This is a genomic window from Massilia sp. Leaf139 (assembly GCF_001424165.1).
GTDB lineage: Bacteria > Pseudomonadota > Gammaproteobacteria > Burkholderiales > Burkholderiaceae_D > Telluria.
Genome location: NZ_LMOJ01000028.1, coordinates 106,810 through 123,676 on the forward strand (window position 1 = coordinate 106,810; position 16,867 = coordinate 123,676).

At 67.4% G+C, this 16,867-nt stretch carries 17 protein-coding genes; 2 read left to right on the forward strand and 15 right to left on the reverse strand.

The window, feature by feature from the left end; all coding sequences use genetic code 11:
* Positions 1 to 37 precede the first annotated feature (37 nt).
* Together ASF77_RS23220 and ASF77_RS23225 are read left to right on the forward strand one after the other, a co-directional pair.
* Positions 38 to 493 carry a putative toxin-antitoxin system toxin component, PIN family gene (locus tag ASF77_RS23220; RefSeq protein ID WP_056345579.1) on the forward strand — a complete coding sequence of 152 codons (456 nt, stop codon included), beginning with the start codon at positions 38 to 40 and terminating at the stop codon, positions 491 to 493.
* 25 nt (positions 494 to 518) lie between these two features.
* Entirely contained in the window at positions 519 to 1,676 is a 1,158-nt protein-coding gene (locus ASF77_RS23225) for a pyridoxal phosphate-dependent aminotransferase (protein WP_056345582.1), read from the forward strand.
* 229 nt (positions 1,677 to 1,905) lie between these two features.
* Here ASF77_RS23225 and ASF77_RS23230 read toward each other — a convergent pair whose 3' ends face one another.
* The 15 genes from ASF77_RS23230 to ASF77_RS23300 form a co-directional block, all read right to left on the reverse strand.
* Positions 1,906 to 3,288: a tetratricopeptide repeat protein gene (locus ASF77_RS23230; protein ID WP_056345585.1), complete on the reverse strand. Its 1,383-nt coding sequence runs from the start codon at positions 3,286 to 3,288 to the stop codon at positions 1,906 to 1,908.
* A gap of 10 nt (positions 3,289 to 3,298) precedes the next feature.
* A complete protein-coding gene (locus tag ASF77_RS23235) occupies positions 3,299 to 4,189 on the reverse strand; it encodes an ExeA family protein (protein WP_056345587.1) in 891 nt (296 codons plus the stop codon).
* Complete coding sequence (gene mshL / locus ASF77_RS23240; RefSeq protein WP_056345590.1) at positions 4,189 to 5,967, reverse strand: pilus (MSHA type) biogenesis protein MshL; 1,779 nt, start codon at positions 5,965 to 5,967, stop codon at positions 4,189 to 4,191. Before mshL ends, ASF77_RS23235 begins: the two co-directional genes overlap by 1 nt.
* Positions 5,968 to 6,008: 41 nt before the next feature.
* The gene (locus tag ASF77_RS23245) at positions 6,009 to 6,401 is read right to left on the reverse strand and encodes a hypothetical protein (protein WP_056345593.1); all 393 of its coding nucleotides are present in this window, start codon (positions 6,399 to 6,401) and stop codon (positions 6,009 to 6,011) included.
* Entirely contained in the window at positions 6,386 to 7,093 is a 708-nt protein-coding gene (locus ASF77_RS23250; protein ID WP_056345596.1) for a hypothetical protein, read from the reverse strand. Before ASF77_RS23250 ends, ASF77_RS23245 begins: the two co-directional genes overlap by 16 nt.
* The gene (locus ASF77_RS23255) at positions 7,090 to 7,713 is read right to left on the reverse strand and encodes a PilN domain-containing protein (protein ID WP_056345599.1); all 624 of its coding nucleotides are present in this window, start codon (positions 7,711 to 7,713) and stop codon (positions 7,090 to 7,092) included. The genes ASF77_RS23250 and ASF77_RS23255 overlap by 4 nt, the downstream gene beginning before the upstream one ends.
* Entirely contained in the window at positions 7,710 to 8,603 is an 894-nt protein-coding gene (gene pilM, locus ASF77_RS23260) for a type IV pilus biogenesis protein PilM (RefSeq protein ID WP_307182063.1), read from the reverse strand. The genes ASF77_RS23255 and pilM overlap by 4 nt, the downstream gene beginning before the upstream one ends.
* Before the next feature lie 192 nt (positions 8,604 to 8,795).
* The gene (locus ASF77_RS23265) at positions 8,796 to 11,918 is read right to left on the reverse strand and encodes a DUF6701 domain-containing protein (protein WP_056345605.1); all 3,123 of its coding nucleotides are present in this window, start codon (positions 11,916 to 11,918) and stop codon (positions 8,796 to 8,798) included.
* On the reverse strand, positions 11,918 to 12,397 hold the full coding sequence (locus ASF77_RS24585; protein WP_056345609.1) for a hypothetical protein: 480 nt from the start codon (positions 12,395 to 12,397) through the stop codon (positions 11,918 to 11,920). Before ASF77_RS24585 ends, ASF77_RS23265 begins: the two co-directional genes overlap by 1 nt.
* Entirely contained in the window at positions 12,394 to 13,299 is a 906-nt protein-coding gene (locus ASF77_RS23275; RefSeq protein ID WP_056345611.1) for a prepilin-type N-terminal cleavage/methylation domain-containing protein, read from the reverse strand. The genes ASF77_RS24585 and ASF77_RS23275 overlap by 4 nt, the downstream gene beginning before the upstream one ends.
* Positions 13,296 to 13,892 carry a type II secretion system protein gene (locus ASF77_RS23280; RefSeq protein WP_056345615.1) on the reverse strand — a complete coding sequence of 199 codons (597 nt, stop codon included), beginning with the start codon at positions 13,890 to 13,892 and terminating at the stop codon, positions 13,296 to 13,298. The genes ASF77_RS23275 and ASF77_RS23280 overlap by 4 nt, the downstream gene beginning before the upstream one ends.
* On the reverse strand, positions 13,882 to 14,451 hold the full coding sequence (locus ASF77_RS23285) for a Tfp pilus assembly protein FimT/FimU (RefSeq protein WP_267875219.1): 570 nt from the start codon (positions 14,449 to 14,451) through the stop codon (positions 13,882 to 13,884). The genes ASF77_RS23280 and ASF77_RS23285 overlap by 11 nt, the downstream gene beginning before the upstream one ends.
* A 34-nt stretch (positions 14,452 to 14,485) precedes the next feature.
* Positions 14,486 to 15,016, reverse strand: coding sequence for a type IV pilin protein (locus ASF77_RS25180; protein ID WP_056345620.1), 531 nt, complete (start codon positions 15,014 to 15,016; stop codon positions 14,486 to 14,488).
* Positions 15,013 to 15,534 (reverse strand): hypothetical protein, encoded by a 522-nt coding sequence (locus ASF77_RS23295; protein WP_156649006.1) that lies wholly within the window; start codon positions 15,532 to 15,534, stop codon positions 15,013 to 15,015. The genes ASF77_RS25180 and ASF77_RS23295 overlap by 4 nt, the downstream gene beginning before the upstream one ends.
* A gap of 53 nt (positions 15,535 to 15,587) precedes the next feature.
* Positions 15,588 to 16,832 carry a type II secretion system F family protein gene (locus tag ASF77_RS23300; RefSeq protein ID WP_056345626.1) on the reverse strand — a complete coding sequence of 415 codons (1,245 nt, stop codon included), beginning with the start codon at positions 16,830 to 16,832 and terminating at the stop codon, positions 15,588 to 15,590.
* Between the last annotated feature and the right edge of the window lie 35 nt (positions 16,833 to 16,867).

Below are 16,867 nucleotides of genomic sequence, written 5' to 3' on the forward strand. Positions count from 1 at the left end.
AAAACTCAAAGCAGTTGAACCAAGTAAAATTTCCCACATGATACCCGCTTCCGCCCCACCCATCGTCCTCGACACCAATGTCTGCCTCGACCTGTTCGTGTTCCACGACCCGCGCTGGGCGCCGCTGCTCAGCGCGCTCGAACGCGGCGAACTGCGGGCCGTGACGCGCGCCGACTGCCGCGACGAATACCGCATCGTGCTGCACTATCCGCACCTGCCGCTCGACGACGACACGCGCGAGGCCGCCGCCGAACGCTTCGATGCCCTGGTGACGGTGGTCGCCCCCGACAGCAAGCCGGTGCGCCTGCCGGTGTGCACCGACCGCGACGACCAGAAATTCCTGGAACTGGCGCGCGACAGCGGCGCGGCGATCCTGGTCACCAAGGACAAGGCGCTGTTGAAACTCAATCGCAAGACGACGCAGGCCGGCATGTTCCGGATCATGCTGCCCGAGGCCTGGGTGAAACTGCATGCCGCCGCCGCGCTAGAATAAATCACCGCAACTCACCCACTCCGCCATGAGCACCCCTGCCCTGCAATCGCGCCTGCCCCAGGTCGGCACCACCGTGTTTTCCACCATGTCGGCATTGGCCGTCCAGCATGGCGCCGTCAACCTCGGCCAGGGTTTCCCCGACTTCGGCTGCGATCCGCGCCTGGTCGACGCCGTGGGCGCGGCCATGCGCGCCGGCCACAACCAGTACCCCCTGATGACCGGCGTGCCCGCCCTGCGCGAGGCCATCGCGGCCAAGATCGCGCGGCTCTACGGGCGTGCCTACGATGCCGCGACCGAAATCACGGTGACCGCCGGCGCCACCCAGGCGCTGACCACGGCCATCCTGTGCTGCATCCATCCAGGGGACGAAGCCATCGTCATCGAGCCGGCCTACGACAGCTATGCGCCGGCCGTCGCGCTGGCCGGCGGCGTGGTCGTACCGCTGGAAATGGAAGTCGGCGAAGACGGCTACAGCCTGCCCTGGCAGAAGCTCGCGGCCGCCGTCACGCCGCGCACGCGCCTCATCGTGATCAACTCGCCGCACAACCCGACCGGCTCGATCCTGCGCCGCGCCGATCTCGAGCAGCTGGCGCAGATCGTCGAAGGCACGGACATCCTGATCCTGTCGGACGAAGTCTACGAACACATGGTCTACGACGGCGAGCGGCACGTCTCGGTCGCCAGCCTGCCGGCACTGGCCGAGCGCGCCTTTGTCGTCTCGAGTTTCGGCAAGACCTACCACGTCACCGGCTGGAAGGTCGGCTATGTGGCGGCGCCGGCGGCGCTGATGGCGGAATTTCGCAAGGTACACCAGTACAACGTGTTCACGGTGAACACGCCGATGCAGCACGGGCTGGCCGCGTACATGGCCGACCCGCAACCATACCTCGGCCTGCCGGACTTCTACCAGCGCAAGCGCGACCTGTTCCGCGAAGGCCTGGCCGGCACCCGCCTGCGCCTGCTGCCGGCCGATGGCACCTATTTCCAGTGCGTCGACTACCGCGCCGTCTCGAGCATGCCGGAGGCGCAATTCGCGCAGTGGCTGACAAGCGAGTTGAAGGTGGCGGCGATTCCGGTGTCGGCCTTTTACAGCAGCGGCAAGGAGTCGGGGGTCGTGCGCTTCTGTTTTGCGAAAGAGGATGCGACCTTGCGGGTGGCGCTCGAGCGGCTCGCGAAGATTTGATTGTCGGTAGCGAGCGATCCGGCGCCGTCGCGGCCAAAAGGAGAGGTACATACGGCGTGGGCACGGAGCGCCCACCCTACAAAACCGGCGCCTCAGCCTTGTAGGGTGGGCGCTCCCGCGCCCACGCAGTACGAACGTGTGCGTTCAACGATGACCGTGAGAAGTCGCTCGCACAAGCCGCAGCACAAACGCGCTTAAGTGCGTATGCGTTCGCTGACAGCCGTGAACATCAGCGCGCCACCTGCGCCAGCCTGCGTTCCACAAAAGCCTGCAACTCCGGCGACAAGGTATTGAGCGCCCGCGCCTGGCGGAAGGCGTCGGCCGCTTCCGCGTTGCGCTTCTCGCCCTGCAGCGCGATGCCGAGCCCCATCCACCACACCGCATTGTTCGGCGCCGTGCGCAGCGCCGTTTCGTACTGCTCGGCCGCTTCGCGCAGGCGGCCCTGGCGTTGCAGGGCGCCGCCGAGGAAGGCGTGGTATTCGCCATTGCCGGCCGCATAGGGCAAGGTGCGCAGCAGCACCTCGATGCCGGTCTTGCCGCGCTCGATCTGCAGGCGCGCCAGCAGCATCGCCAGCGCCGGCTGGCGCGGATCGAGCGTCAGGGCTTGCTGCAGCTGGGCTATGGCCTCGTCGCCGCGATTGTGTTCGATCAGCAGGCTGACCAGGGTCTGGCGCGCCGCCTCGTGGCGCGGATTGGCGCGCAAGGCGCCCTGCAGGCCGCTGACCGCGTCGCCGACGCGTCCGTCCTGCAGGCTGGCGAGCGCGCGCCGGTAGGCATTTTCGGCGCCCTGGGTGTTGGTTTCGACGCGGCCCTGGCCACTCGCCGGGGCGCGCGCCGCGGGCGCCGTATCGGCAGGGACGCCGCCGGCGGCTTCCCTGCGCTTAAGCGCGGCCAGCCAGGTTGCTTCGGTCTTCGCCCTGGCGGCGGCACGCGCCTGCTCCTCGCGCAGCTTGCGCTGCGCCGCGCGCCGCTCGGCCTGCGGCAGCGCGGCGATGCGCGTTTCCTCGGCCTTCCAGCGTTTGGCCAGGCGATCCTGTTCGGCGCGCGCGCGTTCGCTGGCGACGGCCCAGGAGGTGGTCGAACCCTGCGACGGCGGTGCAGCAAGGGCGTCGGCCGGCGCCGCGGGCCGCGCACGCTCGGGGGCTGCCGCGCGCACCGGTTCGGCCTTCTTCTCGACTGCCGGCGCAGGGGCTTTTTCGCGCACTGCGGGCGCGGGCGCCGGCGGCGCCGTTTCTTGCACCGTTTCTTGCACCGTTTCCTGCACCGCTTCCTGCACCGGTTCGGACGGCGCGGCCGCGGCGGGCGCCGGCGTTTCCACCGGCTTCACCGGCGCTGGCGCCACCTCGGCGACGGTAACCGGTTTCTGCTCGACGGGAGCCGCCGCCTGCTCCGCCGGCTGCACCTCGTAGGTGTACCCCTTGCGCGGAATCTTCAGCCAGGCAAACGCGCCGGCGGCCACGGCGAACAGGACAAGGACGGCGATGACGGCGATGCGGCGCAGCGGCAGGCGCCGCGCGCCGCCGCCGACCGTCTTGATTTCGGGAGGAACGCCCTCGGCCCGCGTGGTGCCGCGGGCGTCGAGGTCTTGCAGCATCTTGTTGATCAAGCTCATGAATTCAGGCTCATCGTGCGAATGTCCATGCAAGTCCGGCCGCCATCCCGGCGAGCGCGCCGGCGCCAGCAATATAGGGCCAAAGCCGGCGCTTCGGCACGACCGTGTCGCGCGCGGCGCCGTTGACGTGGGCGGCGCTCACTTCCTGCTTGCCCTCACCGTAGCACAGCATCAGCGCCTTGTGCGCCATGATGTTGACCAGGCGTGGAATGCCGCCGCTGGCGCGGTACAGGCGCCCCACCGCCGCCGGCGAGAACAGCCGCGCGCCGGTATAGCCGGCCACGCGCAGCCGGTGCGCGAGGTAGAAATCGATGTCGTCGCGCGACAGCGGCCCGAGATGATAATGAAAGGTGATGCGCTGCGCCAGCTGGCGGATCGCATCGAGTTCGAGCTTGCGGTTCAGCTCCGGCTGGCCGAAGAGGACGATCTGCAGCAGCTTCCTCTTCTCGGTCTCCAGGTTGGTCAGCAGGCGTAGCGCCTCCATGCTCTCGACGGGAATCGCCTGCGCTTCGTCGATGCACAGCAGCACGCGCTTGCCCTGGCGCGCCAGGTCGAGCAGGCGGTGCATGATCGATTTCAGCAGCCGGTGCTGGTCGACGTCGCGCTCGAGCGGCAGTTCGAGTTCGTCGGCCAGCGCCAGCATCAGGGTGCGCGGCTCCAGGAAGGGATTCGGGATGTAGGCGGTGACGAAGTTCTCGCCCAGGGTCGCCATGAACTTGCGGCACAGGAGGGTCTTGCCAGTGCCGACTTCGCCCGTGATCTTGATGAAGCCTTCGCCGCTGCGCGCGGCGATCAGCAAGGTGTTGAGCGCTTCCTGCGAGCGCGGACTGCCGAAGAAAAAGCTCGTGTCCGGGGTGATCCCGAACGGCAGTTCGCGCAAGCCGAAATGCGCTGCGTACATTACTTGCGCTCCAGGGTGCGCGGATCGAGCCCCTCGATGCGGCGCGTGGTGTCGAGCAGATCCTGGCTCCAGTTGCTGGCGCTGTCGACGATGGTCGGCTTGATCAGCACCACCAGCTCGCGCTTTTGCGCCACCTTGTTCTTGTTGCGGAACAGCGCGCCCAGCACCGGCACCCTGCCGGCGCCCGGCAGCTGGCTGGTGTCGTCGGTCGAAGCCTGGCGCATCAGGCCGCCCACGGCCACCACCTGGCCGTCCTGGCCGCGGACAATACTGTCCAGTTCCGAGGTCGAGGAGGCCGCCAGCGGCAGCGTCAGCGAACCGGCCGAACCGAGATCGATGCCCTTGGTGATGGTCGTCACCTGGCTCACCGACGGATGCACGTGCAGCAGGATGTTGCCCTTGTCGTCGATCTGCGGCGTCACGTCCAGCACCACGCCCGAGAAGAAGGGCTGCAGGGTGACGCTCGGCGTCACCGTATTGCCGGTGGTGCTGGTGTTGGTCGTGGTCGTCACGCCGGTGACGAAGAATTCGTCGGTGCCGATCTTGAGCACCGCCTTCTGGTTGTTGACGGCGGCCACGCGCGGGCTGGACAGCACGTGCACGGTGCCCTGCTGTTCCAGCAATGAGATCAGCGCCGCGAAGCTGTTGGTCTGGAAGGCGAAGCCGAACAGCGAACCGGCCGCATTGGCCGCGTTCGAGAGCGAGAAGCCGGTGCTGGCCGACAGCCCGTTGCCGTTGTTGATGGCCGGCGGCTGGCCGCCGTTGAAGGGCAGCGGCGCCAGGTTCGCGCCCGGCGAGATGATGCCGGTGGCGGCGCGGTTGCTGCGCGAATTGCCGATCGCCGAGAAGCTGGCCCAGTTGATCCCGCTCTGGAACTGCTCGTTGAGTTCCACCTCGAGGATTTTCGCTTCCAGGATCACCTGGCGGTCGACCGACAGCTGGGTCGCCTTCAGGTAGGCGTCGACGTTGCGCAGTTCTTCCGGCATGGCGCGGATCACCAGCACGCCCGACTGCGGGCTGACGACGACGCTGCGTCCGCCTTCCTTCGAGCCGACGATGGCGTCGATGGCGGACTTCAGGTCGACCCAGAAGTCGCTGTTCGACAGCATGTTGACGTCGGTGCTGGCCACCTGTGTCATGTTGCCGCCATTCTGATTCGGGTTGTTGCCGTTCTGGTTGTTCTGGTTCGGCTGGTTGCCGGTCTGGCCCTGGTTGTTGTTGCTGTTGCCGTTGTTGCCGACGTTCGACACCGAGGTCGAGGTCACGCGCAGGTTGGACGAACCACGGCGGCTGCCGACCAGGTAGTTCACATGGAACATCCGGGTCTGCATGGTGAGCGGCCGGATCGTGATGCGGGTGCCGTCGATCTTGTAGTCGTAGCCGTACATCTCGCGCACCGCTTCCAGCGTTTCGGCCAGGGTCACGTCCTTCAGATTCGCGCTGATGTTGCCGCTCACCTCGGGATGCACCAGCATGTTGTAGCGGGTGCCGGCCACGATCGAGCGGAAGAACTGCTGGGCGGGGACATTGTTGAAGGCGACGTTGAAGCGCTCTTCCAGCGCCGGCCTGGCCTTGGGCAGCTCGCGCGCGAGCGCGGCCGCCGGCGGCAGCAAGGCGTTGGCGACGGCGTCCTCGGTCGGCGCCGGGGCGCGGTTCGACGCGCTGGCGCGGGCGACTTCGCCCTTGATGGTGTCGTAGGTCTGGTGCGGCGGCGTGCTCGAGCAGCCGGCCAGCAGGGCACCCGTGCCAAGCAGGGCCAGGAGGGGAAGATGTCGCATGGATGTCCTGTCGGTCATTCGGTGTCGGTCATTCGTGTCGGTCACGGCGTTCGTACTCGCTCGATCGCCCCGGCGTTCGCCGCGGCGCCGTTCAATTTCAGGATCTGGCGCGCGTTCCCGCGCTGCAGTTCCACTTCGTCCTGCTCGATGCGCGCGACGCGCGCACCCTTGTAGGTATCGCCCAGGCGCAGCGTTTCGCCGTCGATCACGGCGACGTGGCGCCCGCCCGGCTGGCGCGCGATCAGCACCGATTGCAGGCGCGGCGCCTGGTTGGCGGCAGCGGCGGCGGCCTTGGCGGCATTTCCGTCTCCCGCGATCAGGGCCGCCGGCGGCTTGGTCGGATCCTGCAGCGCCTGCGCGCCCGCCAGGTTCACGCAGCAGGATAACAGCGTGGCGAGGGACAGGGCGACGGCGCGCTTCACAGTTTCATCCATTTCGCGTCCAGGCTCAGGGTGTACAGGGTCAGGGTCAGGCGCGAGCTCGGCCAGGTCTCGGCCTCGAGCTGGGCCTTGCCCCAGAACAGCTGGGTCGGCATCGCTTCCAGCGCCGCCATGTAGCCGATCATGTCGAGGTAGTTGCCGCGCACCGTGACTTCGACGCCGTGGCGGTACAGCAGCGGCGCGGCGGGAGCGAGCGCGGGCGCCGTCTCTGGCGCAGTGGCGGCCGCGGGCGCCGGCGCAGCGGCGGCCTGCGCCCCGCCCATCAGCGGCTCGACCGGCAGCGTGCGCATCGACACCAACTGCAGGCGGTTGTTCGAACGCAGGATGGTTTCCACCAGCGGCGCCATGCGCTCGGGCGGCACCAGCCCGTTCTGCATCGCGCGCAGGGTCGTGGCCAGGGCCTCGGTCTGCCCGCGCACCTCGTCGATGCGCTTGCGCGTCGGCGCGTCCGGGTCGACCTGGGCCGCCGCCACCTTGGCGCCGATCTCGGCGTCGATGCCTTCCAGGTTGTTCTGCTGCTGGACGATCTGGGTGCGCAGCTGGGCCTGTTTCGCATACATCGGCCCCAGGCCGAAGAAATGCACGAGGAAGACGAAGCCGGCCGCGATCGCCGCGAACAGCATGACGCGCTCGCGCAGCGTCAGGGCGTCGATGCGGGCGGCAAGCCTGAGGAGTTGTTCCTTCACGGCTTGCTCCCTTCCGGCGTCGACAGCAGGCTGAATTCGACATAGGGCGCGGGCGCGCCCTGGCTGGCGGCCGCGCCCTGGCTGATCTGCAGGCTGCCGAAGGCCTTGCCGCGCATGATGGGTTCGACGGTCAGGCGGTTCAGGTAACCCGGCACCCGCTGCGGATCGAGGGCGCGGCCGCGCACCGCGATGTCGAGGCCGGCGCCGGTGATGCTGACGCCGGTCAGCCAGAGGCCGTCGGCATGCTGGCGCGCCAGCGCGCGGAAGTATTCGGCATAGCCCTGCGTGTTGCCCAGCTCGCCGCGTGACAGCACGCCGGACACGTCGCGCAGCGCGGCCAGCTGGCGTTCGGCTTCGAGCAGTTCGGCATCGGCCGCGGCGCTTTTCTGGCGCGGCGTGAATTCCTTGCTCACGCTCTCCAGGCGCGCCTGCTTCTGCGTCAGCTGGGCGGCGCCGGCGTCGGCCTCGCGCTGCAGGGCCTGCACGCGCATGTTGCCGTAGAACTGGAGGGCGGCCACGCCCAGCACCAGCACCAGGAGCGCGCTGCCCATGGTGCGCGCCGAAAAGATCTTCTTCTGCTGCAGGAAGACCGGATTGAACAGGTTGATCTGCTGGCTCACAGCACCGTCTCCTCGTGGCGCAGGGCGGCGCCGAGCGCCACCAGGAAACGCTGCTGCAGCAGGCGGTCGCTCAATTCGGGCGCGCGCTCGACGTCGAACACGGTGGCCAGGTCGAGCGTATCGACCGGCATGTAGAGGTTACTCGACAGGTATTCTTCCAGCCCGCTCACCGCGGAGGGGGCCAGCACCAGCTTGGCCACACTGATGAAGGAATACTGGCGCTCGAAGTTGTCGAGCGAACGCTGCAGCTCCAGGGTGACGCGGTCGAAACTGGCATTGCGGCGGTCGATGTCCTCATCCATCAGCTGCTCGAGCGGCAGGTCGATGCGGCGCGTCAGGTACAGCTCGCCGCGGTAGGAGACGGTCAGCAAGCCGCCCTCGCTGCCGAAGGACAGCATGGCCACACCGCGCCCGGCGGGTTCGACCAGGGCCGAGATGTTGCGCTGCGCGGTTTCGGGGATGTCGATCACGGCCAGCTCGACCTTGGCCTTGGTGAACAGCTGCTGGCGCGATTCGATCACGCTGTTGCGCGCGGCGATGGCGAACATGGAATGCTGGGCGCGCATGCCGGCATTCGGATCGACCGGGAGGTCGAGCACGTCGATGGTGGCGTCGTCCACATGGAAGTCGAGCATGTCCTTCAGGCGCCAGCGCACGGCCGTCTTGAGTTCGTCGGGGGCCACGTTGGGCGCGTCGACCGAGAGGATCTGGTATTCGCCATGCGACAGCACCGTGATCGAGCGGTAGGCATGGGCATGCAGCTCGCGCCCGGCCTTTTCCAGCAGCTCGGCGTGGCTCTTGCCCGGATAGAAGACGGCCTGGCGCACCTGGGGCTTGATGTCGGGCGCGATCTGCATGCTGACGGCGCACAAGCCATCGCCCTGGAGCACGATGGCGAGCCACCCTTCCCTTTTCTTTGCTTTTCTAAAAAAACGCATGCGAACCGTTATCGAGGTGGAGCGATGTCTGATGTTTTGACAATAGAAGCTTGATTATATTCAAGAACGTCTTGAACATCGAAATAAATCGACACGGCGCCGCCCCGATTCCCGGGCGAGCGGTGGCCTCGTCAACGGCGCGCGTCAAAAATACATCTCGCGCACGTAGATCACCGGGCTGCGGTGGCTGCCGTAGCTGACCCGCCCTGTCGTGCCCGGCAGCCAGTCCGGGCCCTTGTAGCGCACGCTGAAACCGCCGCGGCGCGTCCCGCCGCCCGCCTTCTTGCCGGGCGCGCGCAGCCAGAGCGCGGCCGCTCCCGCCTTGGTGACGATGCTGGTGCGCCCCGGCGCCAGGCCGAGCAGGGTCGTATTGCAGACATCCACGTTGTTCGTCCTCAGGACGAAGTCGAGCCTGCACCCCTTGTCCTCGAAGACGAGGTCGGTACCGGCGACCGTTCGGGTGTCCTCGTAGCGCGTGTTGACCAGCCAGCCGGCGCTCGGCCCGGCCCAGTACTCGGGGCGCATCGTCAGCGGGGTCGGCAGCAGGTCGCTGCCCAGCGCGTTCGGCAGCTTCATGCGGCCGTTCAGCACCAGGATGCTGCCTTCGTCCGAGACCACGCCGCTGCGTTTCGACGAGATCGTCACGCTGCCGGCCAGGGTCGTCTCAGGCGATTCGGCGCGCACGTAGACCGTGGTCGGCGGGGTCAGGTCGACGGCGCGCGGCTTGGTATCGTCGTAGCCGACCGGCAAGCGATAGGAGGCCGTCGTCGTGCCGTTGCTGGTCTTGTCCATCGTGGTCGCGGTGGCGCCCGCCGGCGGCGTCAGGTTGACGGCCAGTGCCGGGCCACCGTCGGCGCCGGCGGCGGACAGGGTGACGGTCTTGAACCAGTCGCCGGTGTAGTTCTGCACCCGCGCATTGAGCGCGTTATAGGCTTCGAGCGTGACGGTGAACGGCTGCCGCGAATAGACCGCGCCGTTGATGGCGCCGTCGATGTCGCGCGGGCAGGTATAGACTTCGGCCGGATTCCGGGTGGCGCCGACCTGGGGCAGGTTCTTCGGGCAGTTGAAGGGGCCGGTGACGTCGGTGGCGAAAAAGGCCGGATAGAAGCGGCCCACGGCCGCGGTGTCGCCGCCGATCGGCTCGCCGAAATAGCGGTTCGCGGCATTGCTGGTCATTCCCGGATCGTCGGCGCGCACCGTGAAATTGACAGCGCCGACTTCGCTCCACGAAGCCTGCGTACCGAGGATGCCGTTCGCCCACTTGCGCTTGACGGCGTCCTCGACCAGGGAGCCCTGGCTGACCAGGCTGGCCACGGCGACCGACTTGTCGAGCACGATGATCGGCGTCAGGCGCTCCTTGCCGAAGTTCGGCGCATAACCACCTTCGCCCCCCATCAGCGCGCCGACCTCGATCGTCAAGGGAGCGCCCGCCGCGGCGAAGCCGTTGCCGCCGCTGGTGATGTTGCCCGGGTTGTCGTGGGTGCCGTTGCTGATGCGCCTGAAAGCGATCCTTGCCGGCTTGCTGACGAAGACCTCGGTGCGTGCGGTGGTCGCGCCTACTTTCAGGTTGAGCGCGACCTTGCCGACGTCGCGGTAGACGAAGGGCAGCTCGACCGAGGACGTGCCTTTCGTGAACGTGACGGTGACGGCGTTCGACCACTGGGCCAGCGTGCCCGGGGGCGCGCACACCGGGAGATCCTGCTCCGCATACTTCGCCTGCCTGGTGCCGGACGCCGGATCGATACACTCGAACATGAACTGGACCGAAGGCTTGGTATCGGCCCCGCTGTTGGGCGTGGCGACCACCCCGTTGGCGGTCGAGGTGATGAAGATCTTGCCGGTCGCGCCGGCGGTGACCGCGGTGCCGTAGGCTTTGCAGTTCGAGGCCGCCGTGCCGATCGCGTAGCCCGCGGTGCATTTGGCATCGGTGAACTGGTAGACCGCCGCGACGGCGGTGCCGGTGGAGCCGTCGGCATTCGTCGCCGCGCCGCTGTCCGAGGCCGTGTTGTTGGCCATGTTGTCGTCCGCCGTGGTGCCCTTGACGACGACCGTGTTGGTCTTGTCGCCGAGCGTGGTCACGCGCGCGCGCACGGTCAGCACGGGCGCGGTGGCGCCCGGCGCGAGGTCGCCGTCGTAGTAGCAGGTACCGCTGGTCGAGGAGGCCGTGCACGACCAGCCGGCCACATTGCCCGACACGTAGTACATCCCGGGCGGCAGCGTATTGGTGACGGTGATCCTGCCGGTCTCCGTCACCGGCCCGTTGTTGGTGACGGTCACCGTGTATTCGACGTCGGTGTTGATCTTGAGCGCGCCGGCGCGCGAGATCTTGATCGCCAGATCCGACACCTGCATGGTCGGCACCAGCAGGATCTCGGCGTTCAGCAGTACCAGATCCTGGCCGGTGCTGTAGCCGGTCGTGACGACCGGCTCGTCGGCGCTCGAGATCACGACCGTCGTGTCGTAGACGTCGAAGTCGATGCCGTGCGAATTCTTGTCGTTGTTGACGTTACTGACCGAATTGAACTGGTTGCCGGCCGTGTTGTTGGCGTCGACGAGGGCCTTGCCCTCGAAGGTCAGGTTCTCGCCGTTCTGCGCCAGGGTCGGGTCGCCTTCCCAGGTGATGTGGCCGACGCGCGCCTTTTCCTCGACCGACTGCAGCGTGCGGTTCCAGCGGAAGTTGTTGGCGCTGACCACCAGGCCGCTGTTCTGCAGATACTGGAAGCCTTCGTAAATGTTCAGCACGCGCAGCGGTTCCGTCGACAGGCGGTAGACCACCAGCAGCGAGAAGCCGCCGAGCACGCCCTGCGAGCCGCACCAGGGCGCGCCGTTCGACACCGTCAGGCCGGAAAAATTATAGGTGCCGCCGGTCTTGACGAGATGGGTGACGTCGGCCGCGCCGCCGAAATAATCGAAGCCGTTGCCGACGCTGCTGGACGTGAACTTGCGGGTCGCCGTGATCTCGTTGCCCTGGAAGGTCACGGTATTGTCCGGCGTGCCGGAACCGGCCCAGTACAACTGGGCGGAGACGACGACGGAATTGGCCGGCAGCGTCAGGGTCGCGCTGCGGATGGTGCTCGGCGCCGTGACCGTGCACGGACTGCCGCTGCCGTTGGAAGCCGTGCGCAGCGTGGCCTGGATGCCGGTGAAATTGACCCTGCCGTCGATCGTTTTCCAGAGTGCGATCGGCGTGTCGGCGCGCGCGGGGGCGGCGCCGGCCAAGACGGCCAGCAGCGCCAGCAGGCGCAACAGGATTTGGCGCAGGCGCATCATATCTGCACCTCGATCACGCGCCGCACGTAGTCGGGATTGTTCCAGCTCGCCGGGCAGGCGTCGTCCTTCGCCGGTGCGCAGGCGACGGCGCGGATCGTCCAGCGCTCGAGCGGCGGCGCGCCCTCCTCCACCGCCGGCCCTTCGGTGCGGGTGCAGCTGACGTGGAGGGTGAACTTGTCCAGCACGTCGCCTCCGAGCGCGACCTGGGTCGTGCTGCCGTCGGCGCAGCGTCCGCCCGCCGGGGCCGCCCGCAGGCGCTGGAACAGCCCCCATTCGATGCCGGCGCGCGCGGCCTGGTGCGCACGCACGCCCTGCTCGTCGAGCAGGATGGCCTGGCGCTGGTTGACGAACACGGTGACCAGCGCCACGCCCAGGCCGGCCAGGACGACCAGCAGGAAAATGGCGGTGACGATGCCGACGCCGCGGCTCCTGCGGCGGCGGCTGGCGATGGCGATGGAGTAAGAAGCACGTTTCATGGCGTATTGTCGACGTGAACCTGGTGTACCAGACGCACCGCGCCGCCGCCGGTGTCGCCGCTCGTGTCGCCGGAAACGCGCGCATGCACGCCGAGCGAGAGCAGCACCAGCGCGCTGCGGCGCAGCTCGGCGTCGGCGCTGCCGTAGCTGAACAGGCCCGCGCAGCTGGCCAGGCGGCGCGCCAGTACCGACGCTTGCGTCGTACCGGTACGGGTGTCGCCGATGGCGGCGCGTATGTCGTAGCCGGCGTAGCGGGTCAGCACCAGCTGGCCTCCCTTGGTCTCGCACTGGAAGGTAACGGGCGTGCTGACCACGTGGAAGCGGCGTCCCGGCGAGGGCATGGCGTCGTCGCGCGCGAACGGGTTGCCGCCCGCCAGCTTGATCGTGCCACCTCCGAGCGCCACCGGTTCGGCGACGCGGGCGATGTTGCGCGCGCTGCCGGGCCTGGCGAAAGCGTAGGCATCGGCCGGTTCCATGCCGGGGCCCAGGTTGTAGACGACGATGTAGTCGCTCGTCTTGAGCGGCGCGCGCAGGCCGCCGACGACGGTGAAGCTGGTCACGGCAGGGTTGGCGAAGTCGAGCGGCGTGCCTTCGGTGGCGCCGTCCTCGGCCGCCAGGTAGCGCCCGCCCGTTTTCGTCAGCAGGAATTCGATGGCGTCGCCGTCCGCGCTCACGCGCACGCTGTTGGGCAGCGCCAGGCGGATTTCGCGCGCCATGCGGCGCAGCGCCAGGTCGGCTTCGTCGCTCGCTTCGGCGCGCGCGACCGTGTCGACATAGCCCTGGATCGGCGCGCGGATGAAGACCGCGACCACCGCGCCCAGGATGCCGATGATGACGATCGCGACGATCGCCTCGACCAGGGTGAAGCCGCGCTGCAGGCGGCGAAGACGGGACGCGTTCATTGGCCGCCCTGTCGCGGCAGGTAGCGCGCACGGTAGCCGTCGAGGACGACGGGATCGTCGCCGGCGTAGCTGACCTCGATGCGGATGCGCAGCGCCTCGCTGTCGGCGCTCGTGCCGGCGTTGATCTCGCCCAGCTTGTCCGGGGTGATCGCAACCGTCGCGCTGTAGTCCGCCAGGTTCATCGAGCGCCCGAGCGCATCGACCAGGCCGCTCGCGCCGCTGCCGAAAGGCGTGGCGGCCGTGCCGGAGGCAGTCACGTAATCGTTGACGTTGTCGAAGGGCCGCACGAAGACGGTACCGGCAGGCCCCTCGTTGCCCCAGGCTTCCTTGAGCGTGCAGGCCGCCGTATTCACGGCCTCGTCCGCATTGGCCGAGCGCGGGTCGCAATAGGTGAAATCGGCCTGGCGCACTTCTTCCAGCAGCGCCTCGGCGATCATCAGCGCCTGCTTGCGGCGCAGCGGGTCGGCGGAATTGGCGGTGGTGAAGCGCATGACCTGGATGATGCCGGCCAGGGCGACCGAGATGATCACGATAAACATGATCAGTTCGACCAGGGTGACGCCCGTTTGGCGCGCACGCGGATTACTGGACATAACCCGACTCCGGATCGATCAGCACCACGGCCGTGACACCATCGCCCACGATGTCGAGCCGGCCGCCGAAGCCGCCGCTCATGCTTGCCCGGCCCAGGCCGTCGAAGGCGACGCTGCCGGTCGCGGCGGCGTCCACGCCGGGCAGCGTCATGGTGACGCCATTCGGGCGGCCTTCGCACATCCAGCTGCTCGAGGCGCAGGCGTCGCGTGTCGCTTTCGATCCGCTGTTGGCGCCGCCGGGGGCGAGCACGCGCTTGTCGGCATCCGCGCAGGCGGTATCGTCGCTCAGGCAAATGGCGACGCGCTGGCGGGTCATGTGGACGAAGACGGGGGTGTTTTGTGCGATCGCGACCTTCTGCGCGTAGCGCAGCGTGGCCTTGACCTGTTCGGCCCAGGCGACGGTATCGAAGCTGCCACGGTCCATGAAGCGGCCGACGGCGATGGTGCCGAGGATGCCGACGAGGACGATGACGATGATGAGTTCCACCATGGTGAACCCATGGTGGAGAGTGCCGTGGCCGGGTATGCGACGCGGGGGTCGGAGGTGCGGGCCGGCCACGGGCTAAGAAACGCTTGGAGCGCTCGGAATGCGATTACTCGCAGTCGGCCACGGCGGCAACGCTGGTGCCGGTGGTGACGACTGGCGGCGGCAGGTCTTTGGTGCCGGCGCTGAACAGGACGAAGCACTTGGCGGCGGTCGCGGTGCCGACGATGCTGTTCGGGACGACGGCGAACTTGCCGCTGCCGGCGGTCAGGGCCGGGGCAGTGGTGCCGTTGCCGGCGGTCAGGACGGTGTAGTCGCCGGTCGACAGGCCAGCGGCGGTAGCGATGGTCTGGGCCGAAGCGTCGGTCACGGCTGGGTAGCCGGTCGTGGTGTCCATCGTAACTTCGGTGCCTTCGACCTTGATCTTGGCGCTTGGCGACACGAGGTACTTGCCGTGCACCATGGCCGAGGTCGCGGTCAGCGCGCCCTTGGCGGCGTTCAGGCTGGCCAGGCGGGCTTCGCCGCTCAGGCTGGCGAACTTCGGCAGCGCGGTCGCAGCCAGGATGCCAAGGATGACGATCACGACGATCAGTTCGATCAGGGTGAAACCGCCTTGCGACGCTTTGATGCTTTTGTTCATTGCTTTTTCTCCGAGAGAGGTGGACGCGGGCCAAATCCCGCTACTGTGTTAGTGGCGACCGCCTGGTCGCTGATCTGATCGATGACCAGGCCTGTGCTGCCCTTCGTTTGTCCAACTGCTTTGACCGAACCGGACACGCGAACCAATTTTACCTTGAAGGTCATTACTTTTTGTGTCCCTGCGGAAAAAGATTTCTCAGCAGCAGGTAAATAAACGAGATGATGCGCGGCACGGTCGAAGTACCAATTCCCCCTCGGTAGCATGCTTTTGTTAGGAGAATAGTATTCACCGAGGTAGTTTTTGGGCGTTTCTTGCAACCATGTCATCGGATTCTGATGTGCAATTGCTATCAAACCGCCCTCGCCCGTTGTCGAAATGATCTTGGCAGACTGCACGGCGAGCGCGGTGCGCAGCGAACCGACCAGTTGTTTTGCGGCGACTTGCTCGCTTTGCCCCTGGTAGCTGATGAGGCATTGCAACAACACTCCGGCCAGCACGGCGCCGAAAGCGGCGCTCACGGCCACCTCGAGCCGCGTTGCCCCGCCCTGCCGGCCTGTGCCCGGGTGCCTCATCACCGGTGCAGGGCCGCCCGGCCCAGATCCCAGATCGGCAGGAAGATACCGAGCGCCATCACCAGCACCATGATGCCGAGGAAGGTGATCAGGATCGGTTCGATCTGGCTCGACAGGGTCTTCAGTTCGTAATCGACTTCGCGCTCGTACATCAGCGCGATCTCGTCCATCAGGTCGTCGAGCGAACCGGTTTCCTCGCCCACCGCGATCATCTGCAGCACGATGGGGGTGAAGACGTTGGCGGCCGTGGAGGTGCGCAGGATGCTCTCGCCGCGCTCGACGCCGTCGCGCATCTGCTCGATGCGCGCGGCGAGATAGGCGTTGTCGGCGGTCTGGGCCACGACGGTCAGGGCCTGCACCACCGGTACGCCGCTGCGCATGGAGAGCGCGAAGCTGCGCGCGAAGCGGGCCATGGTCGCCTTGAGCAGGATCTTGCCGGCGATCGGGAAGCGCAGCTTGTGCCTGTCCCAGTTGTAGCGCCCGGCCGTCGTCCCGAGCCACGAACGGAAGCCGATATACGCGGCCACCGTGGCGCCGGCCAGCAGCGGCCAGTACTCGACCGTGAAGCGCGAGGTCGCCATCAGGATGCGCGTCATCAAAGGCAGGGTGGCGTGGAAACTGTCGAAGACCTTGGCGAACTGCGGGATCACGAACATGTTCACGATCACCATCGCCACCGCCATCGCGATCATGACGAAGCTCGGGTAGCGCAGCGCGGTCTTGACGCGGTCGCGCATGTCGCGGTCGAATTCGAGGTGGTCGAACAGGCGCAGGAAGACTTCTTCCAGGCGCCCCGTCATCTCGCCCACGCGCACCATCGACAGGTAGAAGTTGGAGAAGCATTCCGGGTGGCGGCGCATGGCGGCGGACAGTTCGCGGCCGGCGTCGAGCGACTCGCGCACGTCCTTGATCACGCGGGCGAAGGCGGGACTGGTGCTCGATTCCTGCAGGCCGCCCAGGCCGCGCATGATGGGCACGCCGGATTTCAGCAACGTGTGCATCTGGCGCGAGAACAGCTGCACGTCCATCGAGCTGACTTTCTTCTCGCGCAGGCGGCGCCAGGTTTCGGCCAGGCCGCCGCTGCCGCCGCTGCTGGTCACACCCCGCGAGGTGACCACGATCTCGACCGGCGTGACGCCGGTGCCGAATAGCTGGTCGGCAATCGCCCCGCTGTCGGCGCCTTCCAGCACGCCCTGCATCAGTTCGCCGCGCGCGTTGCGGCCTTTGTACGCGAAAAAGGGCATCGTTCAGTCGTCCGTCTGCTTAGTCATCGGTCTGC

Bases quoted from the DNA above. Each gene is read 5' to 3' on its own strand.
- ASF77_RS23220 (WP_056345579.1), top strand. From the start codon at position 38: ATGATACCCGCTTCCGCCCCACCCATCGTCCTCGACACCAATGTCTGC.
- ASF77_RS23225 (WP_056345582.1), top strand. From the start codon at position 519: ATGAGCACCCCTGCCCTGCAATCGCGCCTGCCCCAGGTCGGCACCACC.
- ASF77_RS23230 (WP_056345585.1), bottom strand. From the start codon at position 3,288: ATGAGCTTGATCAACAAGATGCTGCAAGACCTCGACGCCCGCGGCACC.
- ASF77_RS23235 (WP_056345587.1), bottom strand. From the start codon at position 4,189: ATGTACGCAGCGCATTTCGGCTTGCGCGAACTGCCGTTCGGGATCACC.
- mshL (WP_056345590.1), bottom strand. From the start codon at position 5,967: ATGCGACATCTTCCCCTCCTGGCCCTGCTTGGCACGGGTGCCCTGCTG.
- ASF77_RS23245 (WP_056345593.1), bottom strand. From the start codon at position 6,401: ATGGATGAAACTGTGAAGCGCGCCGTCGCCCTGTCCCTCGCCACGCTG.
- ASF77_RS23265 (WP_056345605.1), bottom strand. From the start codon at position 11,918: ATGCGCCTGCGCCAAATCCTGTTGCGCCTGCTGGCGCTGCTGGCCGTC.
- ASF77_RS24585 (WP_056345609.1), bottom strand. From the start codon at position 12,397: ATGAAACGTGCTTCTTACTCCATCGCCATCGCCAGCCGCCGCCGCAGG.
- ASF77_RS23275 (WP_056345611.1), bottom strand. From the start codon at position 13,299: ATGAACGCGTCCCGTCTTCGCCGCCTGCAGCGCGGCTTCACCCTGGTC.
- ASF77_RS23280 (WP_056345615.1), bottom strand. From the start codon at position 13,892: ATGTCCAGTAATCCGCGTGCGCGCCAAACGGGCGTCACCCTGGTCGAA.
- ASF77_RS25180 (WP_056345620.1), bottom strand. From the start codon at position 15,016: ATGAACAAAAGCATCAAAGCGTCGCAAGGCGGTTTCACCCTGATCGAA.
- ASF77_RS23300 (WP_056345626.1), bottom strand. From the start codon at position 16,832: ATGCCCTTTTTCGCGTACAAAGGCCGCAACGCGCGCGGCGAACTGATG.